Source organism: Rhizobium sp. BK602, assembly GCF_014195095.1.
Lineage (GTDB): Bacteria > Pseudomonadota > Alphaproteobacteria > Rhizobiales > Rhizobiaceae > Rhizobium.
In genome coordinates this window covers 867,481-886,743 of sequence record NZ_JACIBC010000002.1, presented here as the reverse complement: position 1 = coordinate 886,743, position 19,263 = coordinate 867,481, and the positions used below count along the sequence as shown (strand labels likewise).

The 19,263-nt window shown below is 60.7% G+C and carries 19 protein-coding genes; 10 read left to right on the top strand and 9 right to left on the bottom strand.

Going from position 1 to position 19,263, the window contains the following annotated elements:
* Window positions 1-56: 56 nt before the first annotated feature.
* Together clpX and clpP are read right to left on the bottom strand one after the other, a co-directional pair.
* Entirely contained in the window at window positions 57-1,334 is a 1,278-nt protein-coding gene (gene clpX / locus FHX11_RS09890; protein ID WP_184357401.1) for an ATP-dependent Clp protease ATP-binding subunit ClpX, read from the bottom strand.
* Between the two features lie 306 nt (window positions 1,335-1,640).
* A complete protein-coding gene (clpP, locus tag FHX11_RS09885; RefSeq protein ID WP_184357400.1) occupies window positions 1,641-2,273 on the bottom strand; it encodes an ATP-dependent Clp endopeptidase proteolytic subunit ClpP in 633 nt (210 codons plus the stop codon).
* 411 nt (window positions 2,274-2,684) lie between these two features.
* Between clpP and FHX11_RS09880 the strand changes: the two genes are divergently transcribed.
* Window positions 2,685-3,938, top strand: a complete 1,254-nt coding sequence (locus tag FHX11_RS09880; protein ID WP_348649694.1) for a GGDEF domain-containing protein — start codon at window positions 2,685-2,687, stop codon at window positions 3,936-3,938.
* 41 nt (window positions 3,939-3,979) lie between these two features.
* Window positions 3,980-5,224, top strand: coding sequence for a cytochrome P450 (locus FHX11_RS09875; protein WP_184357399.1), 1,245 nt, complete (start codon window positions 3,980-3,982; stop codon window positions 5,222-5,224).
* Between the two features lie 112 nt (window positions 5,225-5,336).
* Here the strand turns inward: FHX11_RS09875 and pstB are convergent, their stop codons facing one another.
* The 7 genes from pstB to FHX11_RS09840 form a co-directional block, all read right to left on the bottom strand.
* The gene (gene pstB / locus FHX11_RS09870; RefSeq protein WP_184357398.1) at window positions 5,337-6,173 is read right to left on the bottom strand and encodes a phosphate ABC transporter ATP-binding protein PstB; all 837 of its coding nucleotides are present in this window, start codon (window positions 6,171-6,173) and stop codon (window positions 5,337-5,339) included.
* Window positions 6,174-6,202: 29 nt separating this feature from the next.
* A complete protein-coding gene (pstA, locus tag FHX11_RS09865; RefSeq protein ID WP_184357397.1) occupies window positions 6,203-7,054 on the bottom strand; it encodes a phosphate ABC transporter permease PstA in 852 nt (283 codons plus the stop codon).
* A gap of 10 nt (window positions 7,055-7,064) precedes the next feature.
* Window positions 7,065-8,036 carry a phosphate ABC transporter permease subunit PstC gene (gene pstC, locus FHX11_RS09860; RefSeq protein ID WP_184357396.1) on the bottom strand — a complete coding sequence of 324 codons (972 nt, stop codon included), beginning with the start codon at window positions 8,034-8,036 and terminating at the stop codon, window positions 7,065-7,067.
* 75 nt (window positions 8,037-8,111) lie between these two features.
* On the bottom strand, window positions 8,112-9,083 hold the full coding sequence (gene pstS / locus FHX11_RS09855) for a phosphate ABC transporter substrate-binding protein PstS (RefSeq protein WP_246780950.1): 972 nt from the start codon (window positions 9,081-9,083) through the stop codon (window positions 8,112-8,114).
* Window positions 9,084-9,419: 336 nt separating this feature from the next.
* The gene (locus tag FHX11_RS09850) at window positions 9,420-9,764 is read right to left on the bottom strand and encodes a cupin domain-containing protein (RefSeq protein ID WP_184357395.1); all 345 of its coding nucleotides are present in this window, start codon (window positions 9,762-9,764) and stop codon (window positions 9,420-9,422) included.
* A 34-nt stretch (window positions 9,765-9,798) separates the two neighbouring features.
* Window positions 9,799-11,082 carry an O-acetylhomoserine aminocarboxypropyltransferase gene (locus FHX11_RS09845; RefSeq protein WP_184357394.1) on the bottom strand — a complete coding sequence of 428 codons (1,284 nt, stop codon included), beginning with the start codon at window positions 11,080-11,082 and terminating at the stop codon, window positions 9,799-9,801.
* Window positions 11,083-11,239: 157 nt separating this feature from the next.
* Window positions 11,240-11,668 carry a CoA-binding protein gene (locus FHX11_RS09840; protein ID WP_184357393.1) on the bottom strand — a complete coding sequence of 143 codons (429 nt, stop codon included), beginning with the start codon at window positions 11,666-11,668 and terminating at the stop codon, window positions 11,240-11,242.
* 113 nt (window positions 11,669-11,781) lie between these two features.
* Between FHX11_RS09840 and FHX11_RS09835 the strand changes: the two genes are divergently transcribed.
* The 8 genes from FHX11_RS09835 (at window position 11,782) to argC (ending at window position 18,922) form a co-directional block, all read left to right on the top strand.
* Window positions 11,782-12,111: a hypothetical protein gene (locus FHX11_RS09835; RefSeq protein ID WP_184357392.1), complete on the top strand. Its 330-nt coding sequence runs from the start codon at window positions 11,782-11,784 to the stop codon at window positions 12,109-12,111.
* An 882-nt stretch (window positions 12,112-12,993) separates the two neighbouring features.
* Entirely contained in the window at window positions 12,994-13,830 is an 837-nt protein-coding gene (locus FHX11_RS09830; RefSeq protein ID WP_184357391.1) for a DMT family transporter, read from the top strand.
* 235 nt (window positions 13,831-14,065) lie between these two features.
* The gene (rplM, locus tag FHX11_RS09825; protein WP_028753977.1) at window positions 14,066-14,530 is read left to right on the top strand and encodes a 50S ribosomal protein L13; all 465 of its coding nucleotides are present in this window, start codon (window positions 14,066-14,068) and stop codon (window positions 14,528-14,530) included.
* A gap of 2 nt (window positions 14,531-14,532) precedes the next feature.
* A complete protein-coding gene (rpsI, locus tag FHX11_RS09820; RefSeq protein WP_184357390.1) occupies window positions 14,533-15,000 on the top strand; it encodes a 30S ribosomal protein S9 in 468 nt (155 codons plus the stop codon).
* Between the two features lie 269 nt (window positions 15,001-15,269).
* Window positions 15,270-16,457 carry a CmlA/FloR family chloramphenicol efflux MFS transporter gene (cml, locus tag FHX11_RS09815; protein ID WP_184357389.1) on the top strand — a complete coding sequence of 396 codons (1,188 nt, stop codon included), beginning with the start codon at window positions 15,270-15,272 and terminating at the stop codon, window positions 16,455-16,457.
* Between the two features lie 253 nt (window positions 16,458-16,710).
* Window positions 16,711-16,863, top strand: coding sequence for a hypothetical protein (locus FHX11_RS30120; protein ID WP_348649693.1), 153 nt, complete (start codon window positions 16,711-16,713; stop codon window positions 16,861-16,863).
* A gap of 90 nt (window positions 16,864-16,953) precedes the next feature.
* Complete coding sequence (gene speB / locus FHX11_RS09805) at window positions 16,954-17,907, top strand: agmatinase (RefSeq protein WP_184357387.1); 954 nt, start codon at window positions 16,954-16,956, stop codon at window positions 17,905-17,907.
* Window positions 17,908-17,989: 82 nt separating this feature from the next.
* Complete coding sequence (gene argC, locus FHX11_RS09800; RefSeq protein WP_184357385.1) at window positions 17,990-18,922, top strand: N-acetyl-gamma-glutamyl-phosphate reductase; 933 nt, start codon at window positions 17,990-17,992, stop codon at window positions 18,920-18,922.
* Window positions 18,923-19,263: the final 341 nt, after the last annotated feature.

The window sequence follows — 19,263 nt, the reverse complement described above, 5'->3', positions numbered from 1 at the left end:
ATAGAAAGGGGCCCGTCGATGACGAGCCCCTGGATTTCTAGAGGTAATTCGGTCGATCAGGCCGTGGCGTTGGCCTTTTCTTCCTGCCGGTCGGCATAGATATAGAGCGGGCGGGCCGAACCGCGCACCACTTCCTCGGAAATGACCACTTCGCGAACGCCTTCCAGCGCCGGCAGCTCGAACATGGTGTCGAGCAGGATCTTCTCCATGATCGAGCGCAGGCCGCGGGCACCCGTCTTGCGGATGATCGCCCGGCGGGCGATTTCGCGCAGCGCGTCCTCGTGGAAGGTCAGCTCGACGTCTTCCATCTCGAACAGGCGCTGATACTGCTTGACGAGCGCGTTCTTCGGCTCCGACAGGATCTGGATCAGCGCATCCTCGTCCAGGTCTTCCAGCGTCGCCAGAACCGGCAGACGACCGATGAATTCCGGGATGAGGCCGAACTTGACCAAATCTTCCGGCTCCAGCTCGCGCAGCACTTCGCCGACGCGGCGGTCATCCGGCGCCTTGACGGTGGCGCCGAAGCCGATCGAAGTCTTCTCGCCACGGGCGGAGATGATCTTGTCGAGACCGGCAAAGGCGCCGCCGCAGATGAACAGGATGTTCGTCGTGTCGACCTGCAGGAATTCCTGTTGCGGATGCTTGCGGCCGCCCTGCGGCGGGACGGAAGCGACCGTGCCTTCCATGATCTTCAGCAGGGCCTGCTGGACGCCCTCGCCCGAAACGTCGCGGGTGATCGACGGATTGTCCGACTTGCGGGAAATCTTGTCGACTTCGTCGATGTAGACGATGCCGCGCTGGGCGCGCTCGACGTTGTAGTCGGCAGCCTGCAGCAGCTTCAGGATGATGTTTTCGACGTCTTCACCGACATAGCCGGCTTCGGTCAGCGTCGTCGCGTCGGCCATGGTGAAGGGAACATCGATGATGCGGGCGAGCGTCTGCGCCAGGTAGGTCTTGCCGCAACCGGTCGGACCGACAAGCATGATGTTCGACTTCGCCAGTTCGACATCGCCGTTCTTGGAGGCGTGAGCGAGGCGCTTGTAATGATTGTGCACCGCCACCGACAGGATCTTCTTCGCCTGCCTCTGGCCGATGACGTATTCGTCGAGAACCTTGATGATGTCCTGCGGCGTCGGCACGCCATCGCGGGACTTGACCATCGAGGACTTGTTTTCCTCGCGGATGATGTCCATGCACAATTCGACGCATTCATCGCAGATGAAGACGGTCGGTCCGGCGATAAGCTTCCGGACTTCATGCTGGCTCTTGCCGCAGAATGAACAATACAGGGTGTTCTTAGAGTCGCCGCCGTTGCTGCCGCTGACTTTGCTCATATCACTTTCCTTCCAGCACGCCGCGAGTTTCGATATGAAACCGCGGTCCACTTAATGCGCCCGCCGGACCCGCCCCTCGTTTCAGCAGATCGCAGCGCCCTTCGGGGTACTGTACGCAGCCCGACCCATCGGAACCAGACTGCGTTGGCAACGAATCCCCCTTCGAATGCCGAATGCTATGATGTCATAAAAACGCTACACAGCATAAATGCCAACTACTATTAGCGAGTTCCGCTCCACATTAAACCCCTATTCGATCACAAATGGGATAGAACTGTGGCGCGGAAGACACCGCTGCGCGGGGAATCACGCGGCGGTTTCCCCCTCGATTTCAGTACGCGACGTCAGCACCTTGTCGATCAGACCCCAATCCTTGGCCTCGTCCGCAGACATGAAATGGTCGCGATCGAGCGTCTGTTCGACCTCTTCATAGGTCCGTCCGCAATGCTTGACGTAAACTTCGTTCAGGCGGCGCTTCATCTTGATGATGTCGCGGGCGTGGCGCTCGATGTCCGAAGCCTGCCCCTGGAAACCGCCCGAAGGCTGGTGAACCATGATGCGGGAATTCGGCGTTGCAAAGCGCATGTCCTTGTCGCCGGCCGCCAGAAGCAGCGAGCCCATGGACGCGGCCTGGCCGATGCAAAGCGTCGACACGGCGGGCTTGATGAACTGCATGGTGTCGTAGATCGCCATGCCGGCGGTCACGACGCCGCCCGGCGAATTGATGTAGAGCGCGATTTCCTTCTTCGGGTTTTCCGCTTCCAGGAAGAGAAGCTGGGCGCAGACCAGCGTCGCCATATGGTCTTCGACCGGGCCGGTCAGGAAGATGATGCGTTCCTTCAGCAGGCGGGAATAGATATCGTAGGACCGTTCCCCGCGATTGGTCTGCTCAACAACCATCGGCACCAGAGCCATAGCTGTATCGACTGGATTTCTCATGTGCGTCCTTTACCAAGCTTGCCCCCGACGGCGATAACGCCGGGAATCGAATAAAAATCCTTTACCCCTACATAGAGTGTGACTGCCCTGTACTTCAAGACGCGCGAAGGGATAACCTCAAAAAGGCCTAATGCCTCAATAGGTATTGAACAAGCGTTTCTATCCATCGATTTTGCGATGCCAATCAATCCGGCGGCGCGGTACACGCAACTCACCGTTTTTCCCGACCGAAAGGTGAAGGAAGGATGAAGCCGAACGATATCGGCACAGACCGCCGCGCATGCGTGGGCAAAATTTACCAACCGGCTTAATAAACTCACCATCTTATTCGGCGAGGATAGAGCGATTGCAAGCGTTGCCGTGTCGCTTGCGCCGGCGCGACAGGCGCCGCCAAGAAGAGAACCGCATACTGTGCAGACTTTCACGATCGGGCTGATCATCTGGTGTACGGAAGCGATGACGCTTGCGGCCGTGCTGTTTCTCGCCTGGCGGCATGACGCCCAGCGATCCGCCTATCTGGCATGGGCGCTGGGCTTTGCCCTCAGCGCCGTCGGTTTCGGGCTTGTCGCGGCGCGCGGCCTCGTTCCGGACCTGCTGTCGATCGAGATCGCCAACGCCGTGGCCCTGCTCGGCGAGAGCGCCTGGATCGCCGGCTTCCATCGCATGGACAAGCGCAGGCTTGAATGGTCGTCCTTGCTGCCGCCGGCGATCTGGCTGGCCGGCATCGGGCTGCCGTGGATTCACGAGAGCTTCGCCAACCGCGTCTTCCTCTACGATCTTGCCGGCGCCGTCGGCGCGACCTTGCTTGCCGGCGCCGTGCGCCCGACGGAAGGCCGGCGCGAACCCGTGCGCCGGCAGCTCTGCTTCGTCTTCACCGCCCTTGCCTGCCTCTGCCTTGCCTCGTCACTGTCGATGCTGCTTCTGCAGCCCGGTCCGGAATTGGCGCCTGTCTATCGCGCCTATTCCGCCCTCGGCTGCGCCCTGCTGATCACCGCGGCAATTGCGCTCAGCGGCCGGCTGCTGATGGAAAGCTCCGAACGCCGCTGGCGGACCGTCTCGATCACGGACATGCTGACCGGCGTCCTGAATAGGCGCGGCCTGCAGAATTATTTCCCGCTGGTCGCCGAAAAGGCCGCCAGGGAGTCGCGCAAGATCGCCGCCCTCCTGTTCGATCTCGATCATTTCAAGGCGATCAACGATCGCTACGGCCATCAGAGCGGCGACGTCGTGCTTGCCGAATTTGCCCGTATCGGGCGGCAATTCATGCCCCGCGGAGCCGTGTTCGGCCGGATGGGCGGGGAGGAGTTCATCGCCTTCATCGCCGTCCAGGACCAGGCGGAGGCCGAAGCGGTCGCCGAGACGGTGCGGGCGGATTTCTGCCGAGCCCCGCTGCCCGCCGGTCGGTCGATGGTGCCGGCGACCGTCAGCATCGGCCTGGCGATCATGCCCTGCGACATCGCCACCTGGGACCGGCTGGTCTCCGCCGCCGATCGCGCTCTTTATGCCGCCAAGCGCTCCGGCCGCAACTGCACCATCGTCTTCGACGAGATGGAGGCGGCAATGGCCGGTGACCAGCCGCTCGATCCGGACGGGGGCGCGCTGGTGCCGACGCTCGACGACCAGATCCACGCGTTGCGCCGCCTTGGTACGCTGGCGAAGATGTAACGGCCTTTTCCCATTCGATTTATTCCGATAATCCTCCTTCCATGACCATATCCTCCGTCTTCTCCCTCGATCCTGCGGCCCGCCGCCTCTCCCTCGACGGCCGCAATCCGGCCTTCTACACCAATCCGAACACGGTCTACGCCGCCTTGCATGCCGAATGTCCGACCTTCTACTGGGAAGAGCAGAGGCAATGGTATTTTACCGGCTACGACCATGTGAACGGCCTGCTGCGCGACCGCCGATTCGGACGGCAAATCCTGCATATCGCCAGCCGCGAGGAACTCGGCATGCCCGCGCCGCTGCCGCATCTGAAGCATTTCGATCTCGCCGAGCAGCATTCCCTGCTCGAGATCGAGCCGCCGGAGCACACGCGCCTGCGCACCCTCGTCAACCGCGCCTTCGTCTCCCGCCATGTGGAGAAGATGAAGCCGGAACTGGCCGAGCTCGCCAACCGGCTGATCGACAGGTTCGAAAAGGAGGGAGAGGTCGAGCTGCTGGCCGCCTTCGCCGACATCATTCCCGTCACCATGATCGCGCGGATGATCGGCATTCCGGATGAGATGGGGCCGCAGCTCTTGAAATGGTCGCACGCCTATGTCCGCATGTACATGTTCGGCCGGACGCGCGCCGACGAGGAGGCGGCCGACCAGGCGGCGAAGGAATTTGCCGATTATGTGAAGTCCGTCATCCGCGAGCGCCGCGCCGATCCGCGCGACGACCTGCTCACCCATATGATCACTACCGAGCACAAGGGCCAGTACCTGACCGAGGACGAGCTGGTCTCGACCACGATCGTGCTCCTCAATGCCGGGCACGAGGCGACGGTGCATCAGATCGGCAATTCCGTCCGCGTCATCCTGGAAAGCGGCTATGCGCCAGCGGACCTCTTCAAGGACGAAGCGACGACGGAACGCACAGTGGAGGAATCGCTGCGCATCTGCGCGCCGGTGCATATCTTCCAGCGCTGGTGCCTGGAGCCGGCCGAGATCGACGGCATTTCCTTCCAGCGCGGCGACAAGGTGGCGATGATCCTGGCGGCCGCCAATCTGGATCCGACGAAATTCTCCGATCCCCTCGCCTTCAAGCCAGACCGCAATGAAGCACCCAACCTCTCCTTCGGCGCCGGCATCCATTTCTGCATCGGTGCGCCGCTGGCACGGCTGGAGCTGAATGTGGTGCTGCCAATCCTGTTCCAGCGCCTGCCCGGCCTGAAACTCAAGACGCCGCCGCAAGTCAAGGACGTCTATCACTTCCACGGTCTCGACAAGCTCGAACTAAGCTGGTGACACCCTCTTGCCGGCGGATGCCTCCTCCCACCGCTTCGATTGCAGGCCAAACGAAAATGGCGCGCCCGACCGGCGCGCCATCGCAAAATAGCAATCGGGCCTTGCTCGGATATCAGCCGTAACGGCCGGTGATGTAGTCTTCCGTGCGCTTGACCTTCGGCGCCTGGAAGATCTGCTCGGTCGCGCCATACTCGATCAGCTCGCCAAGATACATGAAGGCGGTGTTGTCGGAGATGCGGCTCGCCTGCTGCATGTTGTGCGTCACGATGACAATGGTGAACTCGCCCTTGAGCTGCGACACCAGCTCCTCGACCTTGGCGGTCGAGATCGGGTCGAGCGCCGAGGTCGGCTCGTCGAGCAGCAGGACTTCCGGGCGAAGCGCGATGGCGCGGGCGATGCAGAGGCGCTGCTGCTGACCGCCTGAAAGGCCAAGTCCGCTCTGGTGCAGCTTTTCCTTCACTTCGCTCCACAACGCCGTTTCCGTCAGCGCCGCTTCGACGCGCACGTCCATTTCCGCCTTGGAGATCTTCTCATAAAGCCGGATGCCGAAAGCGACGTTTTCATAGATCGACATCGGGAACGGCGTGGGCTTCTGGAACACCATGCCGACCTTGGCGCGCAGATCGTTCAGATCGACGTCCTTGGTGAGGATATTGCGGCCATCCAGCAGGATCTCGCCCGCGACCGTCTGACCCGGATAGAGATCATACATGCGGTTGAATGTGCGCAGCAGCGTGGACTTGCCGCAACCCGAAGGGCCGATGAAGGCAGTGACCGCATTCTTGCGGATGTTCATGTTCACACTCTTCAGAACGCGATGGCCGTTCTGATAGGTGAAATCGAGGTTCTTGACCTCGAGTTTCGCGAGCGTGCCGAGACCCGACTGGGAAACGGCGTCCTTCCCCGGCTGTGCATTGACGCTCTGGAAATTGCTATCGCTCATGTTCATGGTCTCATTCCTATGGTTCGGCAGCTGCGTCATTGGCGGCGCCCACTCAAGACACGGGCAAGGATGTTGAGGGCAAGGATGGCAACGGTGATGATCAGCGCTCCAGCCCAGGCCAGCTGTTTGAGATCCTCGCCAGCATCGGCGGCGAGCGTATTGATGGCAACCGGCAGCGTGGCGATTGGACCGGTCAGGCTCGCATTCATGAATTTACTATAACCGGCCGTGAAGAGAAGCGGCGCGGTTTCGCCGCTGATACGGGCGACGGCCAGCAGGATGCCGGTGAGAATGCCCGTCCAGGCGGAACGGTAGATCACCATCATCATCGACTTCCAGCGCGGCGCGCCGAGCGCGGCGGTCGCCTCGCGAAGCGCATTCGGCACCAGCAGCAGCATGTCCTGTGTCGTACGGTTGACGACCGGAAGGGCGATCAGCGCCAGCGCTAGAATGCCGGCAATGGCAGAGTTGCCGTGCATGGGCACGACCACGGCGCCGTAGACGAACACCCCGACGATGATCGAGGGTGCAGACAGCAGGATGTCGTTGATGAACTTGGCAAACTCGGCAAGCTTGGTGCCGTTGGCGTACTCCACCAGATAAGTGCCGGCGAGAATACCGATCGGCGCGGCGATCAGGATGGCGCAGCCCGTCACCAGCACGGTGCCGTAGATTGCGTTGATCAGGCCGCCCCGCGAGCCCTGGGCCGGGATCGACATGGTGAACACGTCGAGGCTGAGTGCCGATACACCGCGATAAAGCAGGGTCACAAGGATCACGCTGAGAAAGAATATGCCGAGGACGGCCGCGAGGAAGGACAAGGCCATCATCACCCGGTTCTTCGCATAGCGCCTCGACACGAGATTCTGGCGAATTGCATTTTCCATGGTTTTTCCCTCAGAGCGAGTCGCCGCGGCCGATCATCCACCTCGCCACTGCAAGCACGCAGAAGGAGAGGACGAACAGAAGCAGGCCGAGCGCAATCAGGCTCGACAATTGCAGACCGTCGGCATCGCCGAAATTGTTCGCGATCTGGGCGGAAATGGTGGTGGACGGCGAAATGATCGACGATTGCAGGCGGCTCACCGAACCGACGACGAAGGTGACGGCCATGGTTTCGCCAAGCGCGCGGCCGAGGCCGAGCATGATGCCGCCGACAAGGCCGCGGCGCGTATAGGGGATCAGGATGTGGCGCGCCACTTCCCATGTGGTCATGCCCATGCCGTAGGCGGATTCACGCAGCATCGGCGGCACCGTGCTGAACACGTCGCGGGCGATCGCGGTGATGAACGGCAAGATCATGACGGCGAGCACGAGGCTTGCCGTCAACAGGCCGACGCCCGGCGCCGGCGGCTGGAACAGCAGGCCGATCACCGGCACCAGGCCAACCGTCATCATGAGGAAAGGCAGGATATAGGTCTGCATCAACGGCACGAGAATGAACAGGCCGACGATGCCGTAGATGATCGAGGGAACACCGGCCAGAAGCTCGATGGCCGTGCTGATCGGACGGCGCAGGCTGCCGGGGCAAAGTTCCGTGAGGAAAATGGCGATACCTATGCCCAGGGGAATGGCAATCAGCATGGCGATGAGCGAGCTCACCAGCGTACCGACCACGGCGGGCACAGCGCCATAGATATCGGCGGGAGCGCTCCACTTCGTGCCCCACAGGAATGACAAGCCGAAGGTCTGGAAGGTCGGCAGGGCATCGATGATAAGAACCACGATGATTGCCAGCAGCAGAAGCACGACAAGAGCCGCCGAGCCAAGCGTCATGAAATAGAAAATCCGATCCTGCATCCGGAATTTTCTGGTGACGGCGGTGGTATTGATTGCCTGGAAGCCAGCCGTCTGAGTCGCGTCAGCCATCGATTTCCCCTTGTCCTGTCACGAAAGGCGGACAGGGTCATACCCTGTCCGCCGTAACTTTTCACCCAACACGACTTACTTCGCGCCGAAGTCCTTTTCCCAGGACTTCTCGACAACCGCGGCAACATTGTCCGGGATCGCGAGATAGGACAGCGCCGTCGCGTCCTTCTGACCGTGCTCGTAGGACCACTTGAAGAACTTCAGCGCTTCTTCGTTCTTAGCAGCATCTGCCGGCTTCTTGTAGAGCAGAACCCAGGTGGACGCTGCAATCGGCCAGCTCTTGTCGCCCGGCTGATTGGTGATGATCAGGTTGAAGTTCTTGGCATTGGCCCAATCGGCGTTGGAAGCGGCAGCCTTGAACGTCTCAAGGCTCGGCTCGATGACCTTGCCGGCAGCATTCTTCATCTTCGCGAAGCCGATCTTGTTGGCGACGACGTAGGAATATTCGACGTAGGAGATCGAACCAGCCGTCTGGTTGACGGTGGTGGAAACGCCTTCCGAACCCTTGGCGCCGAAGCCGACCGGCCATTCAACTGCCGTGTTCGAACCAACCTTTTCCTTCCACTCCGGCGAAACCTTGGCCAGGTAGTCGGTGAAGTTGAAGGTCGTGCCCGAGCTGTCGGCGCGATAAACGACGGAGATCGGCGTGGAAGGCAGCTTGACGTCGGGGTTGAGGGCCTTGATGGCCGCATCGTCCCACTTGGCGATCTTGCCGAGGAAGATGTCGGACAGCGTCTTGCCGTCGAGAACGAGTTCGCCCGGCTTTACGCCTTCAATGTTATAGGAAACGACGATGCCGCCGGAGATCATCGGGAACTGGGCAATGCCATTCTTCTCGAGGTCGGCGTCGCTCATCGGCTTGTCCGAAGCGCCGAAGACGATGGTCTTGTCGAGGAGCTGCTTGATGCCGGCGCCCGAACCGACCGACTGGTAGTTGACGACATTATTCGTCGCAGCCTTGTAGCCTTCGGCCCACTTGGACAGAACCGGCGCGATGAAGCTCGAGCCGGCGCCCGTGATATCCGCAGCCGAGGCCGAAACGGACATAGCCGCGATGAAGCCTGCAGTCAGGCAAAGCGAACGAAATTTTTGATTCAACATCATTGAACTCACTTCCCAGAGTGATGAAAGGATGGCGAGCAAGAGATAGCGTGGAGTGTCCCATCGGTTAGCAACCCCCACCTCATTCTCCTGGCGACAGTGATGCCTCTAATCTCGCAATGTTTCAGTTTGATGACAGTTTAATGAAAGGCCGGTGACACAACTTGCGCGAATGGTGTGGCCCACCCGGCGGCCCGCACGATCGAGCCTGGAGCGGCGTGCCGCAATGCCGGTCTTCATGTTTTGATTCAACTGGTTCCAGCCTGGAAAGCGGCAAGGCGGTCAAAGGCGGATGACATAATCCTTGCGAGTCGTTTCAATGACTTCCCAGGTTCCCTTGAAGCCCGGCTTCAGGATCATGCGGTCGCCGGCGCGCAGATGAAAAGTCTCGCCATTCTCGGCCGTTACCACCGAATGGCCGGAGAGGATGTGGAAGTATTCCCACTCGTCATAGACGATTTTCCATTTGCCGGGCGTGGCTTCCCAGACCCCCGCATACAGCCCGCCATCGGCCTCGTCGACATTCCATGTGCGGAATTCCGGCGCACCGGAAATGACGCGATCCCCGGCGGGAACGCCCGCTTCCGGCGCGATACCGTCAGTGTCCAATCGCAAATAGGTTGTCATAAAACCCTCTCGGTCGCGCCTGAAGCGCCCTGGCTCAAACCTTGTCCAACGCCTGCTCAAGGTCGGCAATGATGTCCTTCACGTCCTCGATGCCAATCGACAGGCGCACGACGTCGGGGCCGGCGCCGGCGGCGATCTTCTGGTCGTCGCTGAGTTGCTTGTGCGTCGTCGAGGCGGGATGGATGATCAGGGAGCGGGTGTCGCCGATATTGGCGAGGTGGGAAAAGAGTTCCAGCCCCTCTACCAATCCCTTGCCTGCGTCGTAACCGCCCTTCAGGCCGAAGGTGAAGACGGAGCCCGCCCCTTTGGGGGAATAGCGCTGCTGCAGCGCGTGGTTCGGATCGTCCTCCAGGCCGGCATAATTCACCCAGGCGACCTTGTCGTGGCCCTTCAACCAGCGGGCGACGGCGATCGCGTTGTCGCAATGACGCTGCATGCGCAAGGGCAACGTCTCGATGCCGGTCAGGATGAGGAACGCGTTGAAGGGCGAAATGGCGGGACCGAGATCGCGCAAGCCGAGGACGCGGCAGGCGATGGCGAAGGCGAAATTGCCGAAGGTCGCGTGCAGCACCATGCCGTTATATTCCGGTCTCGGCGTCGATAGCATCGGATAGTTGCCCGACGCCGACCAGTCGAAGGTGCCGCCGTCGATGATCATGCCGCCCATGGAATTGCCATGGCCGCCCATGAATTTGGTCAGGGAATGCACGACGATGTCGGCGCCATGTTCCAGCGGCCGGATGAGATAGGGCGTGGCCAGGGTGTTGTCGACGATCAGCGGCAGCCCGTGCTTGCGGGCGACGGCGGCGATCGCGGCGATGTCGACGAAGGTGCCGCCGGGATTTGCGAGGCTTTCGATGAAGATCGCGCGGGTGCGCCCGTCGATCTCGGCCTCGAAGCTGGCGGGATCATCGGAATCCGCCCAGCGCACATGCCAGTCGAAATTCTGGAAGGAATGGCCGAACTGGTTGACCGAGCCGCCATAGAGCCGCCTGGCGGCGACGAAATTGTCGCCGGGCTGCATGATCGTGTGGAAGACGATCATCTGGGCGGCGTGGCCGGAGGCGACCGCAAGGCCCGCCGTGCCGCCCTCAAGAGCGGCCACCCTCTCCTCCAGTACGGCCTGGGTCGGGTTCATGATGCGCGTGTAGATATTGCCGAACTGCTGCAGCCCGAAGAGTGCCGCGGCATGGTCGGTATCCTGGAAGACGAAGGAAGTCGTCTGATAGATCGGCGTCGCGCGGGCACCCGTCGCCGGATCGGGATGCGCGCCCGCGTGGATGGCCAGCGTGTCGAAACCGGGATTGTTGGCCGGCATGGTCTTTCCTCCCGTCGGATCATTCTTGTCGCGACGGGATCATAGCGTCTCGGAGATGAAAGTTAACCGCGAACTTTGCCGAACGACCCCGCGCACACAGAAAAGCCTGCCGCTTTCATTGGCAAAACCAAGGACATGCCGAAAGCGACCTGAGACTTCAGGCGACCAGACGCGGATATTCGATTGCCGGGCAGCGATCCATGATGACCTTGACGCCGGCTGCCTCCGCTCTAGCGGCGGCGGCATCGTCGCGCACGCCGAGCTGCCCCCAGATGACGGGCGGGCGCGGCTCGATCATGATCGTCTCCTCGACCACCGAGCGCAGATATTCCGGCGCACGAAAGACATCGACCATATCGACGGGCTCCGGAATGTCGGACAGATGGCCGAAGACCCATTGGCCGAGGATTTCCTTGCCGGCCTGTCCAGGATTGACCGGAATGACGCGATAGCCCCGCGCCATCAGATAGGCCATGACGCCGTGGCTCGGGCGCGCGGGATTGGGGGACGCGCCGACAAGCGCGATGGTGCGCACGGACAAGAGAATATCGGCGATATAGGAATCATCATAGCTGTCATGGTTCATCACGGATCTCCTCCCGTTCCATCACACCTGCGTTTGTCACACATCTGGAAATCGCAGCGGCTCATTTCGATGTATATATAGAGATTATAACAGTTTCAGGGAGGATTGCCCCGATGAAAAAAATCCTGCTGTTGGCGCTGCTCATGGCGGCAGCCGCGACGCCGGCGCTCGCGATCTCGCGTTACAACTCCATGAGCTTCACCTGCGCCGAAGCCAGGGCCGTGATCAACCGCGAACGGGCCGTCATCATGCGCTATCCATCCTCGAGGGTGCGCAACATGACGCTCTACGATCGCTTCGTTTCCGGCAGTAACGCCTGCGATGTCGGCTACTATGCCTATCAGGAGTATATGCCGACCAAGGACCGGGCCAGCTGCCCCGTCTATACCTGCCGTCCGTCGACCGACTTCGACGACGACGACACGATTTTCTTCCGGCGGTGATCGGATCTTTCCGGATCGATCATAGCGGGGGCGGTCTTTCGAATATTTCGAGCCATCCTCGCACGTGGACTGCCGCGCCCTCGATCGCGCGCCTGATGCCATCTGCCCGCAGGAAACGCGCGGCGGGAGATGCTTTCCCACGCATGGAATTTTGAACGTTTTTCTCACAGCGCTTTCAAAGAGGTCCAAGCCATTCGAGCAAGGACGTTCCCCTGAAATGCGATTTTTGTTCACTATTCATTCAGAGGTTAATTAGCCAATTCTTATAATGATTTACGGAAATGAGAACTGAGTGCGAACGCAAAATATATGCTGGAACATAAATCCACGGCGGAGAAAATCGCAATCAAAAGTCGAATTTTCCGCAAATAATATTACTTTTTATGGCTCAATATCAAATACTACGCGATTTTCCCACAAAATGCCAGCATTGCAGCGTTTGCGCCCTCATGGCCGGCCTTCACCGAGGAAGCACCCCTCGACTAGGCTCCTCCAACCGAGCCGTCGAAGGCCGCTTGTCGAGGATTGCGTCGGGGCCGGAAGCGCAAAGTCGCTTAACCTTGTTCTCCCCTCTCGCTTTCAAAGCGCTTTGGCCGAGCACCGACAACCGCCGATCCTCCAGCGTTCCCTTGGCATCCAATTTTTGTTCTCGCTTCATACCCACGTCCATTAGAAACACCTCATGGTTGCGCGGCACAAACGGAACAAATGGAAAACGGGGAAATCCCGCCCTTTTGCTCGCCGTGTTTCGGGCCGCGATAGGATGGAGAGGTCTTCGGCGGCGGTTTCTGTTGCTTTTTGGCGCATTGAGGATCAAATGGCGGGACATAGCCACAAAATGCCAAGATTCTGGCCGCCAATATCCATTCATCCGAGGTTTTCGTGTCGCTCGACGTCATCGCCCTTGTCCTGTTCGGCGCGCTGCTGCACGCGACCTGGAACGCGATCATCAAGGCTGGAACCGACAAATCGCTGGATGCAGCACTGGTTGCAGCCGGCGGCGCGGCCTCTGCCCTGCCCTTCCTGCCCTTCCTGCCGCTGCCGGCATCCTCCGCATGGCCCTTCATAGCCGCATCCGCGGTCCTGCAATTCGCCTATTTCCAGCTGGTGGCGGCTGCCTATCGTGCCGGCGACATCGGCGTCGTCTACCCCCTCATGCGCGGCTTCGCACCGCTGATCATCGCCTCGACCAGCGGCTTCATCCTCAAGGAGGCGCTGTCGGGCGGCGCGCTCCTCGGCACGATTACCATTTGCGCGGGGATATTGACGCTGGCCTTCGAGGCGCGAAAAGGCGGCAGAAAGGCCATCGTACTGGCGCTGTCCAATTCCGTGGTGATCGCCAGCTATACCTATGTCGACGGCATCGGCGCGCGGCTGTCGGGCAATTCCATCTCCTATACGCTCTGGATGTCGCTACTGCCGCCGGTCCTCCTGTTCACCTGGGCGATCTCGCAGCGCGGCGTGGGCGCCGTCGCCGCCCATGTCCGTTACAACTGGTGGCGCGGCCTCATCGGCGGCGCCGGGTCCATCGCCTCCTATGGCCTGGCACTCTGGGCCATGACCAAGGCGCCGGTCGCCACCGTCGCGGCGCTGCGCGAAACCTCGATCCTGTTCGCCCTGGTGATTTCCGTCGTCATCTTGAAGGAACGCTCGAGCATCTGGCGCTATATTGCCGGCGCGATCATCGCCGCGGGCGTTCTGATTTTGAAGCTGGCATAGGGTATAAATTGTGGTACATTGACACCACATAATCAACCTGTTGATTTTCATAGGTTATTTTTGCGATCGCCCGAAATCGCTTTATTGACCTCCTCACGCATTCCCTCTATAAGCCAGCGCAGATCGCAGCCTTTCCGGGCTGCTTTCTTTTTGGCGCGCGTTTCGCTCGCCAAACCAAGCAACAAGAAACGCCCTGACGCCTTCGGGTCCAGGGTTCCAAAAGAGAGTATTCAACATGGCAACCTTCTCCCAGAAGCCTGCAGAGGTGGAGAAGAAGTGGGTTCTCATCGACGCCGAAGGGCTTGTCGTTGGCCGTCTCGCTTCTATCATCGCAATGCGTCTGCGTGGCAAGCATAAGGCTACCTTCACGCCGCACGTCGACGACGGCGACAACGTCATCGTCATCAATGCCGACAAGGTCGTCTTCACCGGTAAGAAGTACGAAGACAAGGTTTACTACTGGCACACCGGTTATGCCGGCGGCATCAAGGAGCGCACCGCTCGTCAGATCATCGAAGGCCGCTTCCCGGAGCGCGTTCTCGAAAAGGCTGTCGAACGCATGGTTCCGCGCGGCCCGCTCGGCCGTCGCCAGATGAAGAACCTGCGCGTCTACGCCGGCTCCAACCATCCCCATGAAGCCCAGCAGCCGGTCGTTCTCGACGTGGCCAAGCTGAACAAGAAGAACGTAAGGAGCGCCTGATAATGGCTGATCTCTCTTCCCTGAAGGATCTCGGCACGGCATCGGAAGCTGCAGCTCCGGTTCACGTCCGCAAGGTCGACTCGCTTGGCCGTTCCTACGCGACCGGCAAGCGCAAGGACGCCGTCGCCCGCGTTTGGGTCAAGGCCGGCTCCGGCAAGATCATCGTCAACGGCAAGGACTACACGGCCTATTTCGCCCGTCCGGTTCTGCAGATGATCCTGCGTCAGCCGATCGTCGCCGCTGCCCGTGACGGCCAGTTCGACATCATCGCCACCGTTGCCGGCGGCGGTCTCTCCGGCCAGGCCGGTGCCGTTCGTCACGGCCTGTCCAAGGCTCTGACCTACTTCGAACCGGGCCTGCGCTCGGTCCTGAAGAAGGGCGGCTTCCTGACCCGCGACAGCCGCGTCGTCGAACGCAAGAAGTACGGCCGTGCGAAGGCACGTCGTTCGTTCCAGTTCTCCAAGCGTTAATCGCTATCCGAGAGTGGATTTTGGAAAGGCCGGGCTCTGCCCGGCCTTTTTGTTTTGCGCATTGTCGCATTGGAGCGATGCTGATAGACCGTCGCCATGCCTCCACAATGACCGAGGCCGCAGACAGGAACACATGATGGGAAATACTCCGTCAGCAGACAGATAGGCCGCAGCGACTTTTTGTTGTTGCGGCGTCTGTCCCAGCCAATCTGATCGTGACGAAAAGACAGGCCGCCGCCAAATCCAGTTATTTGAGCGGATGTTTTCCCATGCCTTCAAGAAATCCAACGTGGAACTATCGCCTGCCGGCAGCGCTGCTGCTGATGGCGCCTTTCGATATCCTCACCTCGCTGGCGATGGATATCTATCTCCCCGTCGTCCCCACCATGCCGCGCGCGCTCGACACGTCGCCAGGCGTCATCCAGCTGACCCTCAGCCTCTACATGCTGATACTCGGCGCGGGGCAGATCGTCTTCGGTCCGCTTTCCGATATCGCCGGACGTCGTCCCGTACTCCTCGGCGGCGCGGCACTGTTTGCGGCCACTTCCTTCCTCCTGGCCGGCACCTCCTCCGCCAGTCTGTTCGTCGCATTGCGCCTACTGCAGGCGATCGGCGCCTCCGCGGCTCTTGTCGCCACCTTTGCCACGGTCCGCGATGTCTATGCCGAACGTCCGGAAGGTGCGGTGATCTACAGCCTTCTTGGCTCCATGCTCTCATTCGTCCCGGCACTCGGCCCGATTGCCGGCGCGCTGATTGCCAACCATTTCGGATGGCGCGCCATATTCCTGGCGCTGGGCATCCTGACACTCGCCGCAATCCTCAATGCGGCTTTGCGATGGGACGAGACCCGTCCGGCAATCGTTTCGAGACCGAAAATCGCCTTTGGAACGATCCTGAAAGATTTCTCTTTCTGGACCTATACGATCGGCTTCAGCGCGGCCATGGGAGCCTTTTTCATGTTCTTTTCCACCGCGCCACGCGTGCTGATCGATCGGGCCGGTTTCTCCAGCCTCACCTTCAGCCTTGCCTTCGCGACGGCAGCCGTGGTGATGCTGGTGACGGCCCGTTTCGCCGGACGCTTCGTCAAGCGATGGGGCGCAGCCGGCAGCCTGGCCAGGGGAATGATGATGCTGCTCATCGGCGCCCTGCTGCTCGTCGCCGGCGAGCGGTTTCTAGCCCCGTCTTTCGTCGGCTTCGTTCTGCCGATGTGGGTCATTGCCATCGGCATTGTCTTTACGACAGCCGTCACGGCAAATGGCGCGCTTCGAGCCTTCGGCGATACGGCGGGAACGGCGGTCGCGCTCTATTTTTGCGTCGAAAGCCTGATCGTCGGTCTGCTCGGCACCCTGTTCGTCGTCTTCCTCGGGGGCGACACGGCATGGCCGCTGGCAAGCTATTGCGCCGTCATGGCGCTTATCACGCTGCTCTGCCTGTGGCATCTGCAAAAGAAAAGCTGAAACGACGGCGAAAGGCCGGGCTCTGCTCGGCCTTTTTGTTTTTCCTGGTGTTTTTTGACAGATTTGGCCTCGCCTTGCAGGCAAATCACACTTTTTATGGCACACTCGCGCATACCCATGGAGGAGCCTCAGGATGACACGGACGATAGCTGGATTGATCCTGCCATTTTTGCTCGCGATCTCGAGCATCTCGCCTGCCTTTTCCGCGGACACGCCACAGCCGCCGACAGAAGAGCAAGCACGGATGGAAAGCATGAAGGAATTCATGCAGACCAATCCCGATTGCAAGGAGTTCACCGATCAATGCTCGATCTGCACCGTCGCCGACGGAAAAGCCGAATGCTCGACACCGCAGATCGCCTGCGTCAAACAGGCCTATCAATGCACGGCCCCGGCCAGCAAATAACGACGATGAGAACCGCCTGAAACCTTGCAGCATGGGCGCTTGTGCGCATCGGACGAGCCTACGCTTTCAGCCTAACCGAAGGAGAATGTCGTGCCGAGCACGTCGATCGATCATGCCTTTACAGCGACCAGCCTGACATCGGCGGCCAGCGACCCGACTTTTGCCGGCGCGCTCTCCTTCATGCGCCGCCGCTTCACCAAATCGCTCGAGGGTGCCGATGCCGTCGTCTGGGGTATCCCCTTCGACGCCGCCACGTCGAACCGGCCGGGCACGCGCTTCGGGCCGCAGGCGATCCGCCGTGCCTCGGCGATCTTCGACAATGATCCGCAATATCCCTTCCAGCGCGATCTCTTCGCCGAGATGTCGGTCATCGACTATGGCGACTGCCTGCTCGACTATGGCAATCATCAGGAGACACCGGCAGCGATCGAACGCCAAGCCAATGCGATCCTCGACAGTGGCGCTTTCCTCTTGACGCTCGGCGGCGATCATTTCGTCACATGGCCGCTCTTGAAGGCGCATGCCGCCAGGCACGGCCCGTTGGCGCTCGTGCAGTTCGATGCCCATCAGGACACATGGTACGACGACGGCAGGCGCATCGATCATGGATCCTTCGTTGCCCGCGCCGCCCGCGACGGGCTGATCGACGCGGATCGCTCCATCCAGATCGGCATCCGCACGCATGCGCCGGAGGATTGCGGGCTTCGCATCCTCTACGGCCACGAGGTCGAGGATATGAGCGCGGCCGATATCGCGTCGACCATCATCGCCCACACCAGGGGCGCGCCCGTTTATCTGACCTTCGACATCGACTGCCTCGACCCGGCCTTCGCGCCCGGTACGGGAACGCCGGTCGCCGGCGGCCCGTCGAGTGCCAAGGTCCTGTCCGTACTACAGCGCCTGCATCAGCTCGATATTCGCGGCGGCGATGTCGTCGAAGTGTCCCCGGCCTACGACCACGCCGACATCACCGCCATTGCGGGAGCGACGGTAGCGATGTATATGCTCGGTCTCCATGCCGAAAGGCGTGCGAACGGCCGTTGAGCCGACCGTTATCATTTTGAATCAACTTCATGGCAAACTGAGTCCGGAATCATTCTCAACCCTTTGAAAGAGCAGGAATAAAATGGCACCGAAGATCTTCATCGATGGCGAACACGGAACCACGGGCTTGCAGATCCGCACGCGCATGGCCGGCCGCCGCGACGTCGAGCTTCTGTCCATTCCGGAAGCGGAGCGGCGCAATGCCGCCATGCGCGAGGACATGCTGAACAGCGCCGACATCGCCATTCTCTGCCTTCCCGACGATGCGTCCAAGGAAGCGGTGAAGATGGTCTCGGCCAACAACAATGTCCGTGTCATCGACACCTCGACCGCTTTCCGCGTGCATCCCGACTGGGCCTATGGCTTCGCCGAGATGGACAAGGAGCAGGGCGGCAAGATCACCGGCGCGCGTTTCGTCGCCAATCCCGGCTGCTATCCCACGGGCACCATCGCCCTCATCCGGCCGCTGCGCGCCGCCGGTATCCTTCCGGACGGCTATCCGGTGACGGTCAACGCCGTTTCCGGCTATACGGGCGGCGGCAAGCAGATGATCGCGCAGATGGAGAGCGCCGACCATCCGGATGCGATCACCGCGCCGCATTTCCTCTACGGCCTGACGCTGAAGCATAAGCATGTGCCGGAGATGACGATCCACGGGCAGCTCGATCGCGCGCCGATCTTCTCGCCTTCCGTCGGCCGCTTCCCGCAGGGCATGATCGTGCAGGTGCCGCTGCATCTCGGCGACCTCGCCGAAGGCGCGACGCTGGAAAGCATCCATGCGGCACTCGTCGCCCATTATGCAGGCCAGGACATCGTGCAGGTCGTTTCGCTTGCCGACAGCCGCGCCCTGCCCCGCATCAATGCCGTCGAGCTCGCCGGCAAGGACACGATGAAGCTCTTCGTCTTCGGCACGCCGGGCACGGAACAGGTCAACCTCGTCGCCCTGCTCGACAATCTCGGCAAGGGCGCTTCGGGTGCGGCCGTCCAGAACATGGACCTCATGCTTTCCGCCTGAGAACTTTCAGCAGTATTTTTCACCATTCGGCGGCCGGAATTCCATTCCGGCCGCCGAATGCATTTGGAGCATGCTTACCTTCGAGCGACCGGCTTGCCCGCTGAAATCAATGCATCAAAAGATAAAATTTTGTTTGCATGTGATAATTACGCCACATTCGCTCCCTACGGCCTCATCAACCGTTCCGGGACAGAGCGGCCGCGATCGTAGCTCATAAAGCAATTTTCACGATCGAGCCGGCGTAAAGGAATTGGTTACCATAATTCGGCATGCTTTCCGACAGCCGGCAGAGTGGCGCCCAGACGCAGATGATGCGTTCGAGCACCGATACTCTTGTGAGC

Excerpts from the sequence above, each read along its gene's own strand:
- pstB (WP_184357398.1), bottom strand. The coding sequence starts at position 6,173 with ATGAACATGAGCGATAGCAATTTCCAGAGCGTCAATGCACAGCCGGGG.
- rpsI (WP_184357390.1), top strand. The coding sequence starts at position 14,533 with ATGGCTGATCTCTCTTCCCTGAAGGATCTCGGCACGGCATCGGAAGCT.
- FHX11_RS09850 (WP_184357395.1), bottom strand. The coding sequence starts at position 9,764 with ATGACAACCTATTTGCGATTGGACACTGACGGTATCGCGCCGGAAGCG.
- FHX11_RS09875 (WP_184357399.1), top strand. The coding sequence starts at position 3,980 with ATGACCATATCCTCCGTCTTCTCCCTCGATCCTGCGGCCCGCCGCCTC.
- FHX11_RS09840 (WP_184357393.1), bottom strand. The coding sequence starts at position 11,668 with ATGAACCATGACAGCTATGATGATTCCTATATCGCCGATATTCTCTTG.
- pstS (WP_246780950.1), bottom strand. The coding sequence starts at position 9,083 with ATGTCCGTTTCGGCCTCGGCTGCGGATATCACGGGCGCCGGCTCGAGC.
- rplM (WP_028753977.1), top strand. The coding sequence starts at position 14,066 with ATGGCAACCTTCTCCCAGAAGCCTGCAGAGGTGGAGAAGAAGTGGGTT.
- FHX11_RS09835 (WP_184357392.1), top strand. The coding sequence starts at position 11,782 with ATGAAAAAAATCCTGCTGTTGGCGCTGCTCATGGCGGCAGCCGCGACG.
- pstA (WP_184357397.1), bottom strand. The coding sequence starts at position 7,054 with ATGGAAAATGCAATTCGCCAGAATCTCGTGTCGAGGCGCTATGCGAAG.
- cml (WP_184357389.1), top strand. The coding sequence starts at position 15,270 with ATGCCTTCAAGAAATCCAACGTGGAACTATCGCCTGCCGGCAGCGCTG.
- FHX11_RS09845 (WP_184357394.1), bottom strand. The coding sequence starts at position 11,082 with ATGCCGGCCAACAATCCCGGTTTCGACACGCTGGCCATCCACGCGGGC.
- pstC (WP_184357396.1), bottom strand. The coding sequence starts at position 8,036 with ATGGCTGACGCGACTCAGACGGCTGGCTTCCAGGCAATCAATACCACC.
- argC (WP_184357385.1), top strand. The coding sequence starts at position 17,990 with ATGGCACCGAAGATCTTCATCGATGGCGAACACGGAACCACGGGCTTG.
- clpX (WP_184357401.1), bottom strand. The coding sequence starts at position 1,334 with ATGAGCAAAGTCAGCGGCAGCAACGGCGGCGACTCTAAGAACACCCTG.
- clpP (WP_184357400.1), bottom strand. The coding sequence starts at position 2,273 with ATGAGAAATCCAGTCGATACAGCTATGGCTCTGGTGCCGATGGTTGTT.
- FHX11_RS30120 (WP_348649693.1), top strand. The coding sequence starts at position 16,711 with ATGAAGGAATTCATGCAGACCAATCCCGATTGCAAGGAGTTCACCGAT.